At 34.2% G+C, this 22,326-nt stretch carries 20 protein-coding genes; 4 read left to right on the forward strand and 16 right to left on the reverse strand.

Translation table 11 applies throughout. From position 1 onward, the window contains the following. Positions 1–612: 612 nt before the first annotated feature. The 6 genes from ACIPK1_RS09265 to ACIPK1_RS09290 all read right to left on the reverse strand — a co-directional run bounded on the left by ACIPK1_RS09265 (position 613) and on the right by ACIPK1_RS09290 (position 7,791). Entirely contained in the window at positions 613–1,101 is a 489-nt protein-coding gene (locus ACIPK1_RS09265) for a hypothetical protein (protein ID WP_086338171.1), read from the reverse strand. A 2,007-nt stretch (positions 1,102–3,108) separates the two neighbouring features. After that, positions 3,109–4,956, reverse strand: coding sequence for a hypothetical protein (locus ACIPK1_RS09270; RefSeq protein ID WP_400450596.1), 1,848 nt, complete (start codon positions 4,954–4,956; stop codon positions 3,109–3,111). Between the two features lie 3 nt (positions 4,957–4,959). Next, the gene (locus tag ACIPK1_RS09275) at positions 4,960–5,208 is read right to left on the reverse strand and encodes a hypothetical protein (protein ID WP_086338169.1); all 249 of its coding nucleotides are present in this window, start codon (positions 5,206–5,208) and stop codon (positions 4,960–4,962) included. 464 nt (positions 5,209–5,672) lie between these two features. Further along, on the reverse strand, positions 5,673–5,912 hold the full coding sequence (locus ACIPK1_RS09280; protein ID WP_086338167.1) for a hypothetical protein: 240 nt from the start codon (positions 5,910–5,912) through the stop codon (positions 5,673–5,675). After that, positions 5,902–7,005: a hypothetical protein gene (locus tag ACIPK1_RS09285; protein ID WP_086338166.1), complete on the reverse strand. Its 1,104-nt coding sequence runs from the start codon at positions 7,003–7,005 to the stop codon at positions 5,902–5,904. The genes ACIPK1_RS09280 and ACIPK1_RS09285 overlap by 11 nt, the downstream gene beginning before the upstream one ends. Before the next feature lie 216 nt (positions 7,006–7,221). Then, entirely contained in the window at positions 7,222–7,791 is a 570-nt protein-coding gene (locus tag ACIPK1_RS09290; protein WP_139960301.1) for a recombinase family protein, read from the reverse strand. 344 nt (positions 7,792–8,135) lie between these two features. On the opposite strand from ACIPK1_RS09290, the gene ACIPK1_RS09295 reads away from it, so the two are divergent. The 3 genes from ACIPK1_RS09295 (at position 8,136) to ACIPK1_RS09305 (ending at position 10,952) form a co-directional block, all read left to right on the forward strand. Beyond that, positions 8,136–8,675, forward strand: coding sequence for a hypothetical protein (locus ACIPK1_RS09295; protein WP_016620825.1), 540 nt, complete (start codon positions 8,136–8,138; stop codon positions 8,673–8,675). A gap of 134 nt (positions 8,676–8,809) precedes the next feature. Beyond that, positions 8,810–9,433 carry a hypothetical protein gene (locus ACIPK1_RS09300; RefSeq protein ID WP_139960303.1) on the forward strand — a complete coding sequence of 208 codons (624 nt, stop codon included), beginning with the start codon at positions 8,810–8,812 and terminating at the stop codon, positions 9,431–9,433. 607 nt (positions 9,434–10,040) lie between these two features. Beyond that, positions 10,041–10,952, forward strand: a complete 912-nt coding sequence (locus ACIPK1_RS09305) for a hypothetical protein (RefSeq protein WP_400450598.1) — start codon at positions 10,041–10,043, stop codon at positions 10,950–10,952. Positions 10,953–10,982: 30 nt separating this feature from the next. On the opposite strand, the gene ACIPK1_RS09310 is transcribed toward ACIPK1_RS09305, so the two are convergent. The 9 genes from ACIPK1_RS09310 to ACIPK1_RS09350 form a co-directional block, all read right to left on the reverse strand. After that, positions 10,983–11,555, reverse strand: a complete 573-nt coding sequence (locus ACIPK1_RS09310; protein WP_139960304.1) for a site-specific integrase — start codon at positions 11,553–11,555, stop codon at positions 10,983–10,985. Positions 11,556–11,779: 224 nt separating this feature from the next. Then, on the reverse strand, positions 11,780–12,745 hold the full coding sequence (locus ACIPK1_RS09315) for a site-specific integrase (RefSeq protein WP_139960305.1): 966 nt from the start codon (positions 12,743–12,745) through the stop codon (positions 11,780–11,782). A gap of 66 nt (positions 12,746–12,811) precedes the next feature. Further along, complete coding sequence (locus tag ACIPK1_RS09320; protein ID WP_008378231.1) at positions 12,812–14,392, reverse strand: peptide chain release factor 3; 1,581 nt, start codon at positions 14,390–14,392, stop codon at positions 12,812–12,814. Between the two features lie 192 nt (positions 14,393–14,584). Beyond that, entirely contained in the window at positions 14,585–15,400 is an 816-nt protein-coding gene (locus ACIPK1_RS09325; protein WP_400450601.1) for a MetQ/NlpA family ABC transporter substrate-binding protein, read from the reverse strand. A 5-nt stretch (positions 15,401–15,405) separates the two neighbouring features. Continuing rightward, positions 15,406–16,074, reverse strand: a complete 669-nt coding sequence (locus ACIPK1_RS09330; protein WP_086332439.1) for a methionine ABC transporter permease — start codon at positions 16,072–16,074, stop codon at positions 15,406–15,408. Next, complete coding sequence (locus ACIPK1_RS09335; protein WP_101699142.1) at positions 16,061–16,786, reverse strand: methionine ABC transporter ATP-binding protein; 726 nt, start codon at positions 16,784–16,786, stop codon at positions 16,061–16,063. Before ACIPK1_RS09335 ends, ACIPK1_RS09330 begins: the two co-directional genes overlap by 14 nt. Positions 16,787–16,796: 10 nt before the next feature. Then, complete coding sequence (locus tag ACIPK1_RS09340; protein ID WP_400450604.1) at positions 16,797–17,813, reverse strand: lipoate--protein ligase; 1,017 nt, start codon at positions 17,811–17,813, stop codon at positions 16,797–16,799. A 238-nt stretch (positions 17,814–18,051) separates the two neighbouring features. Then, complete coding sequence (locus ACIPK1_RS09345; RefSeq protein WP_005235523.1) at positions 18,052–19,428, reverse strand: hemolysin family protein; 1,377 nt, start codon at positions 19,426–19,428, stop codon at positions 18,052–18,054. Between the two features lie 112 nt (positions 19,429–19,540). After that, the gene (locus ACIPK1_RS09350) at positions 19,541–20,656 is read right to left on the reverse strand and encodes an AI-2E family transporter (protein ID WP_008378242.1); all 1,116 of its coding nucleotides are present in this window, start codon (positions 20,654–20,656) and stop codon (positions 19,541–19,543) included. Positions 20,657–20,798: 142 nt separating this feature from the next. Here ACIPK1_RS09350 and ACIPK1_RS09355 point away from each other — a divergent pair, with 142 nt between their 5' ends. Then, positions 20,799–21,242, forward strand: coding sequence for a GNAT family N-acetyltransferase (locus ACIPK1_RS09355; RefSeq protein WP_016612205.1), 444 nt, complete (start codon positions 20,799–20,801; stop codon positions 21,240–21,242). Positions 21,243–21,299: 57 nt separating this feature from the next. On the opposite strand, the gene ACIPK1_RS09360 is transcribed toward ACIPK1_RS09355, so the two are convergent. Continuing rightward, positions 21,300–22,262: an N-acetylmuramoyl-L-alanine amidase gene (locus tag ACIPK1_RS09360; RefSeq protein ID WP_061054252.1), complete on the reverse strand. Its 963-nt coding sequence runs from the start codon at positions 22,260–22,262 to the stop codon at positions 21,300–21,302. Positions 22,263–22,326: the final 64 nt, after the last annotated feature.

A 22,326-nucleotide genomic window follows, 5' to 3' on the forward strand; every position in this document is an offset into this window, starting at 1 on the left:
TAAAAGAGACTGTATTATTAAGCTTTTGTTTAATTATCTGTATACTTATTTCACGATTTTACATAACGATTTCACAGCGTTAAAATCACATTAGTTATATTTAAGAATGCAATATATTACAAACCATTTGAAAATAAGGAATCATTATAATCATTATCATATAAATCTTATTATTTTTATTAAATGTATTATTTATCACGTTACACTATGTGATTTTTTCAGCAAATCTTTTTAGCTATTCATAATTGTGTTTAATATTAGAAATACTATTATCAAACATCAGACGTTGTAGAAATTTCGTTTAACTCTAGAATTCACAAAGATAGTGACCAGATTAATGGCTAATTTTTTCATCTAAATGAAAAGAACAAAAGAAGGAACACTAATTCAATAATCAAAAACAGAAATTGTTATTGATTCGATTAGTGTTACTTCTTCTTCAATATTCTATGTGCTGTCCAATTAAACTACATTCGTTTTGATTCACTGTATAGCAATCTAACTCATTTTGTAAAAATTTGCAAACTTAAACTTTTTTTCTCTATTAAAGATGGACCATAGTCTATAAATTTACTTGTTAACTATTTCTCAATTCTAATTAAAATTATATTACTAAGGATTGGGTCCTTCTTGAGCTTTTAAAATAATATTCGCACTATTACTTCCATTATTACTCCAAACATAAGTATCAGCATCAAGCGTAACATCGAAATCTTTCTCAATTTGCTTAGAGGACATTCTTTGTACCCTATCTGCTTGCATGTATGGATTTGAAGGTTTAATTTCCAACCCAATACTATAATTGTCCAGTTCCGCAAAAATATTTACACTAACATCCTCTGATTTTGTGTTATTCACGGTAGCTACTGCCTTCAAGGGTTTCGTTTGTTTTCGAACACCTGAGTTTACGTCGAAATCAGATAATTGAAAATCAACTTTACTTGTTGTTCCCTCGTTAAAACTTATATCTACTATACCTTCTTGAATTTCTACAGGAACTTCTTTTTCACTACTTAATTCTGTTGCATTTGATAAAAGCGGGTTACTACCTACTAACAACAAAGTTGATAAAAAAGTTGTCGCTAATATTTTTTTTTTCATTGTTCTAATACCCTCCAAATTTAAATAGTATTGTTACAAAAATAGTTTACAATATAATATTGGTGAGTGATTATCCGAACATTCGATTTTATTTCGAAAAAAGGGATAACGATTGTATTAATTTGTTGTTTTATGACTTAAAAGCATCTGATTATTTAAATATCTATTGTTCTAAAAAGTATCCAAGACTCAATTAAATATTGATGATTCAAATTCATTGTCTAAGATGATGTTCAAATCCATCGTATTATTTTATACAAATAAAGCTTAGAAAAATCAAAGGTTTAAAGCACTACTGTCAAATTCCCCTATAAAAACAAATGCCATTGCAACTAATATTTTAATAATTTAAATAAAGATTAGATTTGAACAAATAAGAACAAAAAGCATCTTTCATATAAATATATGTACTAAGCCATGTACACCAAAAAAATATCTGCTAATCAATATTGAAAAAAACATACGTAAGAATCAAGTTTTATCCAGTTTAATAAATAGTAAAGAGCTTTCAAATTAAGAAAAAATTAATGTTAAATAATAATTTAAAATATGGTTTACACTCCAAATAACGAACTTTTCTATAATTACTAACAAAGGAAAACGACTTATAAACGATTGTTCTATTTTCTCGAAACATTGGTATAGTCAATTTTTGTAGAATTAGATTAATGATTACACAAGTATAGGTTAGTAACGTTCAACAATATATTTCCATGAATTTTAATACCGACAGTATTTTTTTATTTATTAGAAAAAATAGTCATTTAGATAAAATCCTAATAAGTGGAATGATTTTATCTGAATAACCTAATTCATGAATTTTTAGTTATTTCCAAGACTCTCAATTTGCTTTTGTTTTAAAAATAAGCGTAAGTACTGCAACATTTTAAATTTTATCAACCATTGAATTAGAAGACAAATGTGAATTCTGCTCCTAATTCAACTCTAAGATAATTTTAGATACCACTTCTAATAGTTCCGCTCTATCCCGAAATTATCGTCAAGTATCACTTAAAAAATGACCTTAAAAAAAGTCAATAAAATCAAGGGTTTCCTACTTGTTGACAATAATACAAGATTATTGTAACATCAACGATTTTTATATCTATTTTTCAAAAAACACCTATCAGATGCAATGAAAAAATTTTTGTGGGGAATTAACCACTATCTTTCATCTGAGAGAGGTTTTTGCATTTATAATTTAACTAAATACTGATTGAACGCTTATATATCAATGTTTATATGTATATTCTAAAAGTCTAAATCTAGCACAACTAAAATCTATTAGTTTCCAATTTAACAATGAATAAAAATAATTTTAGTATTTAAAGGGTTTGAAGTATTTGCTCTATATTTAAAATCAATCCTATGCTGCCTAAAATGCGTTCTAAGCGATTTTAATTCTTTGTGTATAATTTATCGAAAATAATTTTCAACACTCCGTGGGAATAAAACAGGCTAGCCAAAACGAATCACAAGTTATTTTAATATAAGAATTATAGTTTGGAATAAATTATATAGTTTATGACATATTCTTGTTTTGATGATGTTTATAGATGATTTTCTCAAAAGATTTTTAAATTACAATCCATGAATAATTATCACTGTTTTGTTATATGTTAAATTCTAAGCAGCAAACTTTCGCTATTTTAGTAAACCTATTCAAATATTCTAATAAGTAAGTAATTTAGAGACATGCTTATTTCCAATAACAAAAAGTGCGTATTAAAAGTGAGATTTTCATTCAAATCCTCCTAGAAAAAAGGCAAAAATTTTAAGGTCGGTAAATATGAGCCTAGAGATTTTTATAAAAAATGCGTATCAAAAGTGTATTTTTCATTTATTTTCTTCTAGAAAAAGGGGAGATATTTTAGGGTAGGTAAATATGACCCTCCATAAGATATTATATCTAGTATCATATTTGCCTACCCTCAAATAACCCTTGAATTTACTATCCTTTTATCATCAATTTCTTACTTTCAATACGCACTTTTTATACTTCATTTATTACTTATAGAATATTACCTTAGAAGAATATTGCTCTGTTAATCCTAATTCTTGATGTAATCCCTTAGTTAACTTTGTTCGTTTTAAAGAATATTTATTTATAATATCTGCTCTAACCTTATTATACTGTGGACGAATACTAGCTATCTTTTGCTTTTTATTTCTAGCCAATTTAGATATGAGTTCTTTTTCAAACATATATCCTTTAGAATCCAACTCTTTCATCAAGATTTTTACGATTGATTTTTCTAATTGAATACTTTTATTTGTTAGATTTGTGTCTTGTCTACTCATTTTTATCAAGCCTTTATTTACCAAAGGTTTATAAGATTGAGGAAAATCTCGATTTGCTTTTTCTTCCCCAAACAATCGATAAATCAATTCATAACCTAAACTATCAATAGTGACATTGTTACGTTTTAAAATTTTCCCAATTTCTCCCATATAATCTTTATGCTCTTCTACAAGTAAATTGGGCTGATATATATTGCTGGTTCTTACTTTGTTATCATCCTGTTTTTGTTCTAAAATCACTCGATTGTATATTTCTTCTGCAATCAATTCTTCCGGAACTTTTTGAATGATTTCTGTTACTACAATCACATTCAGAATACGTTTTGTTTTATTTATAGAAATTCTCTTATTCAAACTTCTTGATAACATTTTCGTCAACGTTTCAATACTATAATAATTTTGGATTTTCAAATTACCCTCAGAATCCTCATAAACGTAATCAAACATATATTCAAGCACAAGTGGAATTTCAAGAATATATTTCTTCAAATAAAAATATAGTTCGGGATATTTTTTCGCTATTTTCCCATTCAACAATTCCTTTTTAAATAAGTTAGCATTCAATTTCATTTTACCTAGGTCAGAATCCATAGTAATTTTTGAATTTGTGATGTAAGTCAACAGTTGAATCACTTCAAAATTGTCTTTTTTCAGAAATTTACAAAGTAATCCCTTAATGTCAGTAGTTATCTGGTTATTTTCACTGAAACATTTATAAAAGTAACTGCCTGTTGCTTCAGAAAAATAAATACTTGCACTAGGGTTCTCCTCATCGTGTAGAATATCTATAAATGGGTTATCTTCTGGCAATTCTAATAATTCTCTTAAATCCAGTGAGCAAAAATGATTGACAGCACTATATTCATCAGGAAAAACCCCACTGTAATTATCCCCAAGTTTGGCTTTCACAATGTCGTATCTGCCTAACTTTAATAATTCATAATTCGATATCGATTCATCAATTATTTCGCCACGTATAGCTTCTAAGCCTCTAGGAATAATTGTTTTTCTTCCCTCTAACAAATCAGTAGTATCTAACCGATTCCCCCAGTCAATGACCTCAAATCCACTATTGCTTCCGAAAAATATTCTGCTCGTTTGCCCAACGCTACCATCAGCTTGCGGATATTTTTTAAATAGCTCTTGATAAATTTCTTCTATTTCATTATTTGAAGTAATCAACCTATCAAGATGAAATACTACTCTAAATTTATCAACCTTTGAATCAGCATCACTAAAGGTTTGATAGATAAAACAAGCATTATTTTGCATAAATATATCTTGTTCTAAATCGTCAATGGTATAGATACTATTTCCATCTTTGTTATCAAAATCAAGCATTACTAACTCTTGACCAACAATTGGTGTATATTTTGATAATTTTTGTTCCGATAATTCAGCTAACACCACTGTTTTTCCTTTTTGAGTTAATTCTATTGCAAGTTCTTCTAAAGAGATATCTACTAATTCTTGTAAAATTGTTGCAGAAATTGCTTTAATCAGTGTTGCATCAGGTTTTGTATCATTTACAATACTACTTACATATAATCTCATATTCTACTTACTCTCCTCAATCAATAACTTCCCATATTTTTCAATCAAAAATCGTTCTAAAAAAAAAAGTTTCTCCACACTAAGTGTTTGTTTCCCTTTTTTAAAATTATGTAGGTTTTGAATCTGAATATCTAATTGCCTTGCAATAAACGTCATTTTTACACCATACGTTTCATCTAAAATATCCAACCAGCCCCTCAAAATCCCCCTTTTTTCTTTCAGTTTCAATTCGATTATTTTTTCTTGTGTCATTAAGAAACCTCCTAGACCTATCTATTATTTTATTAATAATATTTACCGGGACTATACCATCCTCAACTACTGAAGTAAAGTAAACATCTCACTTTCTGACAATAAAAATTAATTGGTGTATTTTTTAAAAAATATGCTTTATTTTATATGATTCTTTCCATAGTCTTCTCAGAGAAAAAAATGTTAAAAACGTCGTTATATCAGTGTTTATCAGAACTTTAGAAATATGCATATACTAAAAAACACTCCTCAGATTCATTTTAGTGGGTAATTCCCCATAAAAAAAGTTTCGCTTCACCTGAGAAGTGTTTTTTCAAAATTAGTACTTTAAAATGTTGATATAACAGCAATCTTTTAATTTTGTCAACAAGAATGAAACCCTTGATAAATAAGGGTTTTTTGAAGGTCATTTTTTAAGTGGTTTTTATTGTAAATTTTGAGCAAAAAAAGAGACATGATTTTACTCACATCTCGTCCAACATTTCTTTATTGATTTTATCCATGTGTTTATTCCATAAATTAATCACTAAATCCTCTGAAAACAACAATTTTTCCTGTTCTTTATCAGAAAATTTTTCAAATTGACTATAAAGCTCATTAGACAATTTGTTTAAAACAACCTGAGGTATAGTTACGTGGGCTTTCACAAACGTTTGTTTTACTTTATTTTTCACATACTTTTTCATGGCTATTTTAGTAAACATCTGTGTCTTCTTTTATCTCCAATCGTTCTCCTAGTTCATTCGTATTTTTGTAAGAGAAGAGTGCATTATCTATTAGTCCAACTTTTTGAATACTTTTATCTAATGTCATTGTGTTAGATTGCTCTTCAAATTTCGTTTTATCATCAATAATTCGTTGATTCCAGTCCTTCATATTTTCATTAAGTTCCTGTTCTTCATTTGCAGGAACACTATACGTTCTTAAATATGCTGTCACTGGGCTGTATATTCCAATACTATAGTCTTCAGCTACCACATAACCCAATCTTCTATAATCGTAATTTCCTCTAGCAAAGTAACCGTCTTTTAGGCGTTCAGAAAATTGTCCTTCGAATAAGTGCGACTTTAGAATTTCAATTTGTTTAGGAACATTTAGTTGCACCGCTTTTACTAACTTCACAAATTCTTCATTAGATAAGTCTCTCGTTACTAAACTTATGACGTATTCTGTATAAGAAGTATACCTAACAAAGTCAGGCTTCAATCCTCTATTCAATAACTCAATATAACCACTCATTCCAATGGAATAAAAGCTATGTTCTTTTGCAAATTTCTCTTTATTTAGGTTTCCTAACCGTTTTTCTTCTTTTTCTAGATAGCCTTTTGGAACTGCCAAAAAGTAAATTTCATCATTTTTATACACATCGTTTAGTAATTGCTCCATCCTATCTTCATCTGGTGTAAATTGTCCATTCTCACCTTCACGGATGTATTGTTGAATCTTTCTCTCTGCAATTTGTTTAAAATCAATTGTGTATTCTGCACTATCTTGACTATTCAACGGTAATTCTATTTGTTGATTTGTATGCGAATCATAAATATAGTAGTCCATTTTTTTACGTTTATTCGGATTTAAAAATTCATCGATTTCAAAAGTTAGAGTTACTGTTCCGTCATCTTTCACTTTTGAGTTATGAAATTCAGAAAAAGAGATAGGTTTCAAATCAGTTGTTTCTTTTATTGTCAATTCTCTATTCTGCTCTTTTTGATACAGTCCATATCCAATCCCTACACCTATTAGGACAACTGCACCTAAAATACTCACTCCAACTTTCATACGTTTATTTATTCCCATTATTTCAATCCTTTCTCACCATCATTAGATGTAATAAATCAAGGTTTTTGCCAAGACAAAAAAAGCCTGCTTTATCAACTTCAAATCATTGATAAGACAGCCTTTGCCTGTTCGTTATTTTTTTATTTGTTCATCGGTAAAAAACCTTGATTTATTACCGGTCATAATCTTGCTTCCCTTTTCTATGTTACCTTCAGTCGAAAAATTAATCAAGGGTTATTTTCTTGATAAACCCGCATTTTTAGCTACATTATAAACTGTTTTCACGCTAACATTACATTTCATAGCAATTTCATTCAGTGATAGTTCTTTTTTATCATACAATTTAATAATTCTCTTTTTTACGTTATTTTTAATAGGTGGTCTGCCCAATCGTTTATCTGTATTCGCAAGTGCTTCTTTTGTTCGGCTGCTGATATTTTCCGCCTCAAATTCTGCTATTGCTGCAAGCATCGTATAAAATAATCTACCTTGAGCAGTTTTAGTATCTACATTTTCCTGAATACTTTTTAAGTAAACACCCCTTTCGTTCAGTTCCGACATTAAATTAACTAATTGTCTTGATGACCTGCTCAATCTTGATAGATTATATACAAGTAACGTATCTCCTTCACCCAAACTATCTAGAGCTTTTTGAAATTCACTTCGATTCTCTTTTCTTCCAGATATTTGTTCTGCATAAATAATGGACGGTGAAAACTTTTCTATCGCTTTCTTTTGGACCTCCAATCCAAGTTCTTGTCTATTTGTTGACGTTCGAATATAGCCGATAATTCTATTATTCATATATATCCCTCCTTTTTTGTTCCTAGTTTAGTTCAAATTAATAACTTTATATACAAAAATACCCTGACTAACTGGGGAATAGTCAAGGCAATTGAAAAACACTTAAAGATTTAGAGGTCATTATAAATGGTTTTCGTCAAGGTAACTATATTATCTCATCAAATATAACGATTGTCCACAAAATGAATCATGCCTTTACTTTTCTATTATATCCCCTTAACCAAAGCATTATTTGCTTATTTATCAACTTATACACAGCATTTCTATACACTGGAAATTTGTAAAAAAACTCAGAGTTGATATAATAAAGAAGTGATTAAAATAACATAAAGGAGGTATTATTAATGACAAATGGAAGCTCACAAGGACTATTTGTAGTTGTAGCAATCGTAATATTCGGTATTTTTGTATTCTTGAGTTATTTACTGTTTAGGGACATTATGAGTCCTAGTTTATCAGGGATTTTCAAGGATGGTTTAGAGCAAGCTGAAAATAATTTGATAAATACGGCAACTGACAATCCCATAATAAATTCTGAAATATCCATTGAAATCAGCGACTTGAATTTCAATTTTAATAAATTGGATTTTGATAGCCCTACTTTCCCGAGGCTATCAGAGAATATCAATGTGACAATCAAAAATCTAACAGACAAGGAATTATCATATAAAGTAAAATTTTCAGCTGAGGGTAAAGGTTTATTTATCGGAGATATAGATACAACTGATATTAATTCAATTTATGCAACCGAATTAGAAAAAACAATAAAATTAAAGCCAAACGAAGTACATCAATTTGATTTTATTGGCATATTAAATGCTCATGAATATGAGTCTAGTAGACCTGAAACTTATAGTATCAACTCCTCAGCAACCAAAATATAAATTATTAAATTTTTTTTGGCTAGTAAAGGAGCCGTTATGCTAGACAAAATCCAAAATCATCATGTCGGTCAATTTTTATAAATAACAATAAAATAATCAACACGATTTTTTTATACAGAGAAAGGAGGTTAATAATGTCAGATGGGAGTTCACAAGGACTATTTGTAGTTGTAGCAATCATAATATTTGGTATTTTTGTTTTGATAAGTTATCTATTATTTAAAGATACTTTAAAGCCTAGTTTAGCAAATATCTACTGTGATGCATTTGAACAAGTTAGTGGAGATACTCATTTATTAGATGGTAATGAAGGGAACTGTGTAGGGAAATTTCATAATTCATTTGAAGTTAAAGGTTATATAGGTATTTGGTTTCAAAACGTTTATAGGTGTCCAGATATTTGGACACCTGATAATATAGGTATGAGAACAATTAATTTGAAGAAATTGAGTAGTGTTGATATGCCTATTTTAGAAGATGGTTATGTATTAATAGATGCTATTTCAGACGATAACGTTGGCGTTAAACAGGAAGCAATAGACAAAGGTTTTGGAAACAGACGAAATAGAAGCACCACAATTGAGATGAATGGTGTTAGTTATAGATTTAGTGAGGTATCTTACGGTAATGCTTATTATAAATTGGGTGAAGGTGCTAAGCTGAAGGTTAATGCAATAAATGATATTAAAATTACTTATACAAATGTTCATGGTGGAAAAACTACCTATAACATTCAAGTTAGAATAATAAACGAGTAAAGTCAATTAAGAAGCTAAGACGAGCAAATAATGTGTATTGGGTTATGAATTATTTGTTCGTCTTTCTTGTCCCCAAATCAAATACCTTCCTCTCATTTCACCATTTTCTTTGTCAACAATTCTAGATATGTCATTCAAATTTCCATCATCATTTTTCCGATGGTATAATATGGATAGGAGTAAATTGAAAATGGATAATTACGAGATGGATACTTGAGAGAAATTTCTCGATTTTTTCTCTCAATTTTCTGCCCCTACATTATCCCTACATCTGCAATTTTTACACCCTACACAAACCCTACATCAACCCTACATAAAGTGCTTTTTCGATACTATGGATGATAACTTTTAGATAACTTTCGTGATAACTTTTTGAAAACTCGGTGATTTTTGATGAAATTTTACAAATTTTGAATGGAAACCTCCGTGAATTTTTCAAAACAGCAGCTACCTAAAAAAATTTCTAAAATTTGAACAAGAGATTCCCTACTATGTAGGGGTCACAAAATTGGATTATTTCGACCTTTACCAACTATGTAAAAATGGATACTTTTGAGAATGAAAATTATTGAAAAAAATATGTAAAAAATTATTGGAGGGAGTGAATTTGAAAAAATATATTGTCAACAAAAGAGCGATTGATAGTGATGAATTATTACAACTAGCTATAGCATCTAATGGGATTTATGAATCCACCTTAGAAAAACTACTACAATGTAACAGAATTGGCTTGGAAGCCCGTTTAAAAACGTTAGAAAAGCATAAGTGGATTTCTAAAAAGAAGTTATCTAAGCACTTCTACTACGCTAAAAAGTTTGATTTAGACAATTTAAAGCACTTGGACTTACAAGCCAATGCCTTACAAAAAATGTTGACACTAGGATTTAGAACAGCTAATCTTTCAATAGCTACGAATCAACAAAAACAAGTGACTGCTTCTTTTTATAGTTCTGTAAGAAATATCTATAATCATAAAAATTTCAGTCAGAAGCCACAAGCTTCCCAATTGTTTAATCAATGCTTATCCAATGAGAATAAAGAATTTTATATGAAATTCACAGAATATCAACACGTTCAAATTCCGATTCAATTTTCTAGTGCTTTTGATGAGAATCAATTACCCCACACTCATTCTTTAGATACTTTAGATATTATTGCAATCCCTACTAAAGAACAATTACCTGCTATTAGAAATAAACTCAGAGATTTTAATATGTATAAAGTGCAGAATAATACAAAATTTATTCGTGATGACATCCTAATCTATATTCAAAGCGAAGACTGCTTCTTTTTCTATGCGAAAAACGAACAACGACAATGGATATTATATAGAATTGAAAGACTATTTGCATTCATTTATTATTTGTCTAATTATTTTAAATCCAATGAGAAAATTACTTTTTCAAATGATGTAGAAAAATATACCAAGTTAGAAACTTTATATGCAAAAAGCAGTGAAAATAGAAAACAATATAATACAATTACTAAAAAGAAAGCAAAAAAAGAAGCACAGTCTTAGTTGACTGTGCTTTTACTTTTATAACAATACTTATTGAAATGGATTAAAATTATCAAGACTAGATTGAAGTTCTTCTTCCTCTATACCAATATATCGGAGAGTAACACTCTGAGAGCTATGGTTCAAAATCTTCATTAAGCTTGTTAAATCCTTTGTTTTTTTATAGTAACTATATCCAAACGTTTTCCTTAAGCTATGCGTTCCGATATAATCTAGATTGAGTGATTCAGCAGTCTTTTGCATAATCTTATAGAACTGATGTGTAGCTAAATGTTTCGTATTATCCCTAGGAGATGGAAATAACCACTCGCTTTGTCCATCGTGCTCTTCATCTAGATATATAATGATTTGATTAGTCAATTGCATCAAGTTAAGTGTTCTCTTCTTTCCTGTCTTTTTCTCAATAATATCAGTCTTGAGCTTTCCTTTCACATCATTAACTTTTAGATTGAGTATATCCGAAATTCTTAATCCTGTAAAAATACCAAACACAAAAATCGTATAATCTCTTTGTCCATGTTTATTTCTTAGTAATTCAGATGCAAAATTCTTCAATACCTCTTTATCTTTAATTGGTTTGACATTAATTTTTCTTTGTGTCATATTCCTCCCTCCATAATGATGATTGATGGATACTTTATATCTCATATATGTTAACACTATCCATATCTACAGAATACGTATTTTAACTATTGATAGAATAGGAATCGTGATGGATAGAAATTGAAAAAGTATCCATAAATTAATTATATCTAGAGAATAATTTTGTAGCAAATTTGTAGAACATTATAGTTTTCAGATTTCCTCTCTTTAAAACTAATAGAAAATTATCTCAAATTCATCAAAGTACTTGTTCTAATCGACTTCTCAATGAAATCTCCACTATTTAACGTCTGAACATATCTTTGAGTCATCTGAATTGTACTATGTCCCATATTTAGACTCAGCGTATAAATATCTAATCCATTTCTTAATTGCATACTCGCATATGTATGTCTTAATGTATGTCCTGAGAATCTTACACAACTCCTTACTTGTATTTCTTTCTTTATTTCTTGCATAATTTGCCAAATTGCTTTTTCGTTAAGTTTGCTTGACTTATTACTGATTATAAACGGATTGCCTTTAATTGAACCATACTTTTTCTTCTTTAAACGCTGATACTTTATTATCTCTTTTTTTATAATTGGACTAATCGCCACTGCTCTATCCTTATTATTTTTAGAATTTTTAATAAGAATTTGATTACTCATTATATCCTCGTCCGTGATTTCGCAAACTTCGCTAATTCTTAGTCCGCATTCAATCATTAACATCAGAATCACAACATTTCGTTGTGCTATATATTTGTATCTATGATTTCTTGCAGCTGATAACATTTGCTTAATCTCAAAATCATTCAATGGATAAATTACCTTAGTCTGCTCTTTCAATCTTTCAATTCTTTCGAAAGGATTATTCTCAACATAATTTTCTTTTAACATATAGTCATATAGCTTTTTCATCCGACTTACGCTTAGATTTATTGTCGATGCTTGCATTTGCTTTTCTTGCATATCTAAAATCCACAAAGACACGTGAGTTTTTTTCAAATTTGATGGACAAACATTAATGGATTTAAAAAACTTTGCTGTGTTCGACAATTTAGATTTATAATTCTTAATTGTTATTTTTGAAAATCCTCTGACAGTAATATCTAAACAAAACTCTACAATTATCTCTTCCCATTCCATACAAAAAAAGCCCCTTCTTATCAATTTCAATAAAAAAGGACTTCTTACAAACCAACGCATCTAATTATTTCTTTTCAATAAAATACAGATTAAATCAGCCTTAAAACACCGTCATATCAGCGGTTCTTACATCAAACTCTTCAATTCGACATCTGGGTACTTATCTGCGAACCAACGCATCGCAAATTGATTTTCAAACAAGAACAATGGCTGGTCGAAACGGTCTTTCGCTAAAATGTTACGACTGGAGCTCATACGCTCATCCAAGTCTTTCGGATCGATCCAACGGGCGATCTTGTGGCCCATTGGGGTCATGATGACTTCCGCATTGTACTCATTCATCATGCGATATTGGAAAACTTCAAATTGCAGTTGCCCGACAGCACCGATGATATACTCATCACTAAGATACGTCTTGTACAACTGGATAGCCCCTTCTTGGACCAACTGATAGATTCCTTTATGGAAAGATTTTTGCTTCATCACATTTTTCGCAGTAACTTTCATAAAGAGTTCCGGAGTAAACGATGGCAGCTCTTCGTAAGCAACTTTTAGTTTTCCTTCATAGATCGTGTCACCGATTTGATAATTCCCCGTGTCATAGACACCAATAATATCTCCGGCGACAGCTTCTTCAATATTTTCACGGGTATCAGCCATAAATTGAGTCACATTGCTGAGTTTCATTTTTTTGCCAGTACGTTCTAAAGTAACGTCCATGCCTCGTTCAAAGGTTCCTGAACAAATGCGGACAAAGGCGATCCGGTCACGATGGGCAGGATTCATGTTTGCTTGGATCTTGAATACAAACCCAGACATTTCTGGTTCATAAGGACTGACTTCCTCACCAGCTAGTGTTTTATGTCCGTAAGGTGCTGGTGCAAAAGTCAAGAAGGTTTCTAAAAAGGTCTGTACGCCAAAATTTGTGAGAGCAGAACCAAAGAATACAGGGGTTTGATCGCCCCGAGCGATTTTTTCTGTATCAAAGGCGTCGCCAGCTTCTTGCAGCAATTCCACTTCTTCTAAAACTTGTTGGAACAGCCCATCTTCGGCAAATGGATGATCTGCTGGGAATTGACCATTTTCATCTAGGGCAACTAAACGTTCCCCACCGTGATTGTCAGGACGGTAAAATTCGACCCGTTGGTTGTGGATATCATACAGTCCTTCCAAGCCTTTCCCCATGCCGATCGGCCAATTCATTGGAAATGATTCGATCTCTAAAAGATCTTCTAGTTCTTCTAATAATTCTAATGGTTCTCGGCCATCACGGTCGAGTTTATTGATAAAAGTAAAAATCGGAATACCACGTTTTTTAACGACCTGGAAGAGTTTTTTCGTTTGTGCTTCGATCCCTTTTGCGCTATCGATCACCATGACAGCACTATCCACCGCCATCAAGGTACGGTAGGTATCTTCTGAAAAGTCCTCATGCCCAGGGGTATCTAAAATATTGACCCGTTTGCCTTGGTAATCAAACTGCATAACGGAACTGGTAACGGAGATTCCCCGTTGTTTTTCGATTTCCATCCAGTCGGACTTTGCGAAATTACCAGTCTTTTTCCCTTTGACCGTACCAGCTTGGCGAATCGCGCCACCGAATAATAATAATTGTTCTGTAATGGTTGTTTTCCCCGCATCCGGATGGGAAATAATCGCAAAGGTACGGCGACTATCGACTTGTTGTTTTAATTTTGGATTATCCATTGATTCTATTGCTCCATTTCTTGTATTTACAATGCGAACAGTGTCTATTTTAGACTGTCGCTAGTTTTCTGACCAAATCAGTATATCATGGATAAGAATGATAAAAAAGCAAAAAAAGACAAGAAACCCCTTTGACTACTCTCTTTTAGAGAGTTAGGCAAAGGGCGCTCCTTCCATTTTGATAGAAATAAATTAAAATGCTGGCAATAAGGTATCGCTATGCTCGTTTTCTAAAAACTCACGAACTTTATCGCTAGTCATGGCACGGCGCAATACAGCGATTTTTTCAGAATCTTGATTGTCTTCTCGAGCAACCAATGAGATAGCAAAGCGATCATCGATGGTTTTTTCTAAGAAAAGGGCATCTGCTGGTTTCAAACCGATTTTCGCGATATAGGTTGGGTAATTATATACCAAAGATACGTTTGGTTCATCATAGGCTTCCGCAAGATTCAGTAAATCGACAGATAACCACTCAAAATTTTTCGGATTTTCGGTAATGTCTTTTAATGTCCCATTGACACCAACGCCTTCTTTAAGGGTAATCAATCCTTCTTCTGCTAAAATCGCTAACGCTCGACCTTCATTGGACACATCATTTGGCAATGCGACTTTCGTTCCTTCTGGAATATCATTGATATCCGTATACTCTTTGGAATAAAAACCGACTTTTGCGTTGTAGATTTTATCTAGTGCCACTAGGTTTGCATCTTTTTCTTCATTATACATTTGCATATATGGTTCATGTTGCGCAAAGTTAGCATCAACCTCGTCATTATTCAGCAACTCATTGTACTGGATATTGTCATTGACTTGGACCAATTGGATTTCCCAGCCATCTTCCACTGCTTCAGCTGCAACATTTACGACATCGGTCATTGGCGTCGTTTGCGAAGCGACCTTGATGATTTTCTCTTCGCTCGCCTCATCAGAACCTGTACCGCAAGCCCCCAATACACCTAATGCCAATACACTCAATCCTAAAACAAATCCTTTTTTCACTTTCATTCCTCCTATTTTCGTTTATCAAGTTTTCTTGCTGCTTGATTGCCAATCCCTTGCAGGATAAAGACCAAAAGAATCATGATGATAATTGCAAAATACATCACGCCATACTCATAACGCTGGTACCCATAACGGATCGCAAAATCGCCGATACCGCCGCCACCAACGATCCCCATCACCGTCGAATAAGAAACCATGCTGACTGCTGTCGTCGTTAAAGATAAAATCAAGCCGCTTCTAGCTTCCACTAGTAAAAACGACCAAACATACTGCCATTGACTGACACCAAGAGATTTCGCCAAATAAGAAACTTCTTCTGGAACATCCAACAGCACTTGCTCCGTCAAACGAGCAAAAATACTCATAGCAACGATGCTCAAAGGAAAACTGGCGGGAATCGGTCCAAATGAGCTGCCTAAAAGCATCCGCGTCAACGGGATCAAAGCTACAACAAATAATAAAAAAGGAAACGAGCGGATGATCGTCACAACGAGATTCAAACACTCATAAAGAAATGAGATTTTTTTCCCTCGGCTGCGACTGAGAAAAAGCCAGACACCTAACGGTAGACCTAAGACAATGGCTGCGAGCATCGAAATGCCCATCATGATCGCTGTTTCTTTCAAAGATTGCAGCAATTCAGGCAGATAATACAAAATACTCTCACTGATCGTCATGCAGCAGACTCCTCTCCACTTTGTTCACATAAGAGCTTTCAATGCGGACGATTGGTTGTGGCTGATTGGCAAACTCAGCCTCAAAGACGGCATCCTCCAATACAAACACACGTTGACAAATTTGTCGGACGGCCGATAGCTCATGACTGACAAAGACGACAGCTGGTTGAAACGTCTGTTGAACTTTTTGCAGCAAAGCAAGAACATCGGCTTTCGTATCTTCGTCCAGCGCACTAGTGGGCTCGTCACACAGCAAGATTTTGGGCTCACGGATCAAAGCCCGTGCAATAGCCACTCGTTGTTTCTCTCCGCCGCTTAACTTGGCCGGATAGATGTGGGCTTTATCTTCCATGCCAACAAACGAAAGCATCTCAAGTACCATATCTGCTGACTTTCCCATTAACTTCAAGGGCAAATAGACATTTTCGAAAACGGTTCGATTGTGTAACAGATTGTAATTTTGAAAAATCATGCCGATTTCTTGTTGTGCACGTAGCAGATGCTTTTTATTCGATGTATCGATTTTTTTGCCATCAAAAAGTAATTCCCCGCTGTCAGGGGTTTCAATCAAGTTTAAAAGCCGCAACAACGTCGATTTTCCTGAGCCGCTTTTGCCGACGACCCCAACGATTTCTCCTGCCTGAACAGAAAAAGACAAACCATCGAGAACCTTTCGATCGTAACGCTTTGTGAGATTGATCGCTTCTAACATCTTTTTCCTCCTAATCAAACAGCAATGCTAAAAATTCAGAAGCGGTCATCTGATGGATAAACTGATCGATGGCGATTCCCTCTAGCAAGCGGCTAATGGTGCTTTTTTCAAAATCAATACCTTGCAACATCGCTTCAAGTTCACTGATCTCTTTTTGTCCAAAAAAATCACCGGTAATTTGAATCGCTGCAATCTTGCCTTTGTTGACAGTAAAATCGACTTCAACAATCCCAACCTGCTCAAACCGCTTTCTTTTTTGCCATTCGAAAGCAGGCGCTTCATTAAAAATCCACTCATTATTGGCATATCGTTCTTCAAACAGTCTTTGGATCGCTTGTCGATCGGTTTCTGTTAAGACGATCTCTTGCTCACTGATTTCATCAATCGATTCTACTTCATAGATTCGGCAAAGGAGTGTATCTCGAAATTCCTTGGTATCCATTGATTGGTATTGCTCTGCCAAAAAGGGCTTGATATTCGTCACACTTTTCCGAACTGATTTCGTTGCTTTAGAAGCAATTTTTTCTTGGGCAACATGTAGAACTTTCGTCAATTCTTCTAGATCCACATCATACATCAATGTGCCATGGGAATACGTCCGGCCTTTTTTTGTATACATCGCATTGCCAGAAAACTTTTTCCCATCAATGAACAGATCATTACGGCCATGTACTTCAACATCCTTGGCTCCCATTGCCGCTAAGCCTTTCATGATAGGTTGTGTTGCACTTTGATAGTCACCAAAGCTCGTGGCATCTTTTTTGGTGACAAAACTAAAACTCATATTGCCTAGATCGTCATAAACCGCTCCACCACCAGACGTTCTGCGAGTCAAAACGATCTTACGGCTTCTTAGATAGTCAAAATCAATCTCTTGATACGCATTTTGATTTCTGCCGATTATAACACATGGTTTTTGTATGTATAACAGAAGACAAGGTTCCGAAACATCTACGTTATTCATCAGATACTCTTCAGTCGCCAAATTGTAACGGATATCTTCACTAAGCATACGGTAAAATTTCATTTCAAGCCCCTCATTCTCATTATATTTCTATGGATATTCTCGCTTTTCTTACGGAAAATTGCAATCAAACTGCTTAACGATAAGATACACGTGTTTTTTTATCTGTTTTTAAACTGTATTATTCAATAAATTTATCGTAACCGTTTCTTCCATACAAATCAAGGGGAATACGTAAAAAAACGGACAAAAAAGACCAAAGCAACTGCCTTGGTCTTTCTCATTTCATTTATACGGAACTTTAACGGCGAGGCTCATCTTCCTCAAAATCTTTACGGAAATAGCGCCGCTCTTCCTCTGGTTCCACTTCCCCTTCTTCTGGGTCGTGGAAAATCACCCGGATCTTCAAGACGCGTGATCCTTCCATTTCTTCAGAGATCAGCTTCACATTGTCCACTTCGAAGGATAGTTTTTCTCCTTCATCAGGGATTAATCCTAAAGCAGTGATCAAATATCCTGCCATCGTATCCACATCACTCATATGCAAGCTCATGTTGAAGGCTTCATTAAAATCATCGATCAACATGCGTCCTTGGATGACATATTCTTTATCAGAGATTTTTTCATAAAGCTCTTCGACTTCATCTGATTCATCATCGATCTCGCCGACGATTTCTTCTAGCAAGTCTTCTAGTGTAACCAATCCAACGACGCCGCCATATTCATCAAGCAAAATCGCCATTTGGTTTTGGGTTTTCTTTAATTCATAAAGCAAATCATCGATAAAGACCGTTTCTGGCACAAACAATGGTTCCTGCAGGATTTGTTTGATGTCCATCGTATCAAAGCCGTATTTGTACGCACATTTCAAAAGATTTTTGGTATGTAGAATCCCTACGACTTTGTCTTTATCTTCATTATATACAGGAATACGAGAATAATTTTCTGCTAAAATTTCAGTCAAAATTTCTTCTACTGAGTCATTGATGTCCACCATAAAGGCTGAGGTTCTAGGAACCATGACTTCCCGGGCGACTTTCGTGTCTAATGAAAAGATCCCTTGCAGCATCTCTAATTCATCTTCTTCAAAGACCCCTTCTGTTTCCAACATATACCGCATTTCATCACGGGTCATCTTCGTGTCTTCATCGTCAAATTCCATTGGAGTGATGCGCGCCAATAAACTTGTCGAAGCAGATAAGAACCAGACGAAAGGTTTTGCAATAATCCCGATCGTTCGAATGACACCAGAAGTGAACTGGGCAACTTCTTCTGATTTGTTCATGGCGATCCGTTTTGGATACAACTCACCGAAAACGATCGACACATACGTCAAGATCGCTAAAACAATAATGTTCGCTAAGCTTTTAGCCGCCGTCCCTCCACCTAATAAAGGTGCCAAACGGGTCGACAAGGTATCTGCCAGAGATGCCCCAGATAAAATATTCACCAAGGTAATCCCAACTTGGATCGTTGACAAGAAATTTGTTGGATTATCAATGATTTTCAATAATTTTTGTGATTTGACATTTCCTTCTTCCGCTTTTTGCTCCACACGGTTTTTGTTAACTGAGACAACTGCGATCTCAGAGGCCGCTAGAAAAGCGTTGATCAATGTCAAAACGATCAATAATAAAATTTGCGCTAGAAGCGACTGACTCTCGGGGTCAGCATTCATAATAGCATTCTCTCCTTATTTTTTCATTTTCTAAAAAAAATCGTGGGCTTAGCCCACGATAAAATCCTATCACAAAGTTTTTTTCTTTGCAATAAAAAACACCAGTCATTGATTATTCGATCAACCGTTCCTGATTTTTCTTAATTTTGTCGTCTTTGATCAGGCGAACAATAAAGACGACGATCGTTCGGCAAATCGCATAAAATGGCACACCTAGGAAAATCCCCAGCAAGCCAGCTAGATTTCCAGCAACTAATAAGACCAAAATGATCGTTAACGGATGGATCGCCAATGATTTTCCGATTACATTCGGGTAAATAACATTTCCGTCTAATTGTTGGACGACCAGAACCACGATACAGCATAATAATGCGCGAAATGGTTCATCAAAGACCGTCACTAACACCGCCGGAATCAAACCAAGATATGGGCCTAAATAAGGGATCAAGTTTGTGACGCCTGCAATTACCCCAAAAAGAAAGGCATAGTTAACGCCGATCATCCAGTAACCAATAAACGTGAAGGTAGCGACAAAAATACATTCGATCGCTTGCCCACTAATGTAATTGGATAATGTCTTGTTTAAGTCACCTAGCAACCCAACAATCTGATCTCGTCTTCTTTCTGGAAAGACAGTTTTCAGATTAGGAACTAGCTTTTCTCCATCCTTCAACATGTAAAAAAGGATGAATGGTACTGTAACGATGATCATCGTCGCGGAAGCAATCGTACTGACGATCGATCCTAAGCTAGTGGATAACCCACTAAGAAACTGCTGCAGCAAAGAACCATAAGAAAGATTTAGGTTTTCTAACTGCTGCGCGATATCGATTTGTTTGAAAAATGGATCATCTGCGATTCTTGAGATCCAACTTTCCATATTTTTGGCAAATGTTGGAATATTTTCCGCCAATGAAGTAATCTGACTCACTAGATTAGGAATAACGCTGACGAAAATCAAGATGATTGCTGCTACTAATAACAACAGAACCAATATGACAGCAAACAGTCGTTTTATTTTTGTGGTTTTCATCAAAAATAAGACGATTGGATTTAGCAGGTAATACAGAAAGCCAGCAATCAATACTGGTGCAAATAAAGTAGAAAAAAACGTGCCGATCGGTGCAAATAGAAAATTGACTTTACTTAACACAAACACGAGTGTCACTAAAACCAATGCTTCCAATGACCAAAAGAACAGTTTTGATTGTTTGAATTTGTCGAACAAAAGATTCCCTCCCTTTTTTATAACATTATAGATGATTTTGAAAAAAAAAGCTTGCGACTTTAGCCGCAAACAAAAAAAATTTGTAAAAAAAGTGGTATACTATTAAAAATAACGGAGAAATCTTAGCTGAGGTGAATTTTTTATGCATATTGCACAAACAAAAGATACGCTGAGTGACATTTATTTGGCGTCATTGAAAATACGAAATCAAGTATTCGTGAAAGAGCAAGGTGTTCCATTAGCATTGGAAGTAGATGAAAATGAAGCATTGGCAGTCCACTTTGTCTTATATGACGACGATAATGAAGCAGTCGCAACCTTGCGTTTCTTACCTATCTCTGATCATGAAGTGAAGTTGCAGCGAATGGCGGTCCCCGCTGCTCATCGAGGTTCAGGTTATGGCAGACAACTGATCGAAGGTGCGGAAGCCTTCATTCAAAAACAAGGAATCAAAAAAGTCACTTTAGGGGCACAAATAACCGCAAAAGAGTTTTACTTGAAGTTAGGCTATCAGCCTGAAGGCGATGTCTTTTTAGACGCAGATATGCCCCATATCAAAATGAGCAAAATCTTTAACGAGAAGTGATTCCTTAAAACAGCGACCACAAAACAGATCCTTCCTCTGATTTGTAGTCGCCGTTTTTTATTCCTCTGCTTCAACGATCTCTTCAATCGCTGTCAGCAACGCTTGCGCCACCCTTTGATCATACCCTTCCCTTGTAATCATTGCCAAATCATTGTCACTGTTCAAATAGCCTAACTCCAATAATACTGCTGGAAGATATTGTTCTCGCAACACATAATAGTTACCAAAACGAGTGCCGTTGGAACTCAATGCCACTGAAGAACTCAAATTGGCAGTGATCGTTTCTGCCATCTCTTTTGCCCCAGTATAGTAATAGTAAGTTGTCAGTCCTTGATTGCTGTTTGGTATTTCTGAATTATCGTAATGAATACTGATAAATAAATCTGGTTCTTCTGAAAGCGAAGCAGCGGTGATATCAGACAGCGAGAGATAACGATCTTCAGTGCGTGTATAACTGACTTGAATACCTGCTTCTGTCAACACTTCGCCGATCGTTTGGACCGTTGCTAGCGTCAAGTCTTTTTCCAAGATCGTTTGATCCGTTGACAGTGCCCCAGAATCTTCGCCGCCGTGACCTGCATCAAGGACGACTTTGAAGTTCGATAGATCTTTTGGGATTGCCGAAAGCGCGACTTCTTGAATCGATGCTGATTGCTTTTCAATATAACCAGTTACCCCATCGTCTGTTTGAATTTCAACCATGTCTTCTGTTTGACTGATGAAGGTTGCCCAACTTCCCCGATGGATTTTCCCAATGACTGTCTCTTGACTTGTTGACTGATAAATCGGTACATAATCGTTCTCACTTTCAATCGCTGCATCGTATTCTGAGGGATCTACATAAATTTGAACCATACTGGCAGTCTGAGCGGTCTCTTCAGTTTGAGCGTTAAGCTCAGTTTGAGAAGTACTTTCTTGACTCTCCTCACGAGCGGATTGGTCGTTTCTCAACACAGCAAACCCCGCTGCAAAAAGCAGAATCATGGTGGTCCCGATAACAAGCTTCCCTTTTTTCTTCATGTGCTTCCCCCACTAATTTTCTTGGTCTCTCTATCATGGGACTGTCAGCTTAAACAGAACTTAA

It is taken from the genome of Enterococcus sp. NPDC086594 (assembly GCF_044746145.1).
GTDB lineage: Bacteria > Bacillota > Bacilli > Lactobacillales > Enterococcaceae > Enterococcus_D > Enterococcus_D entomosocium.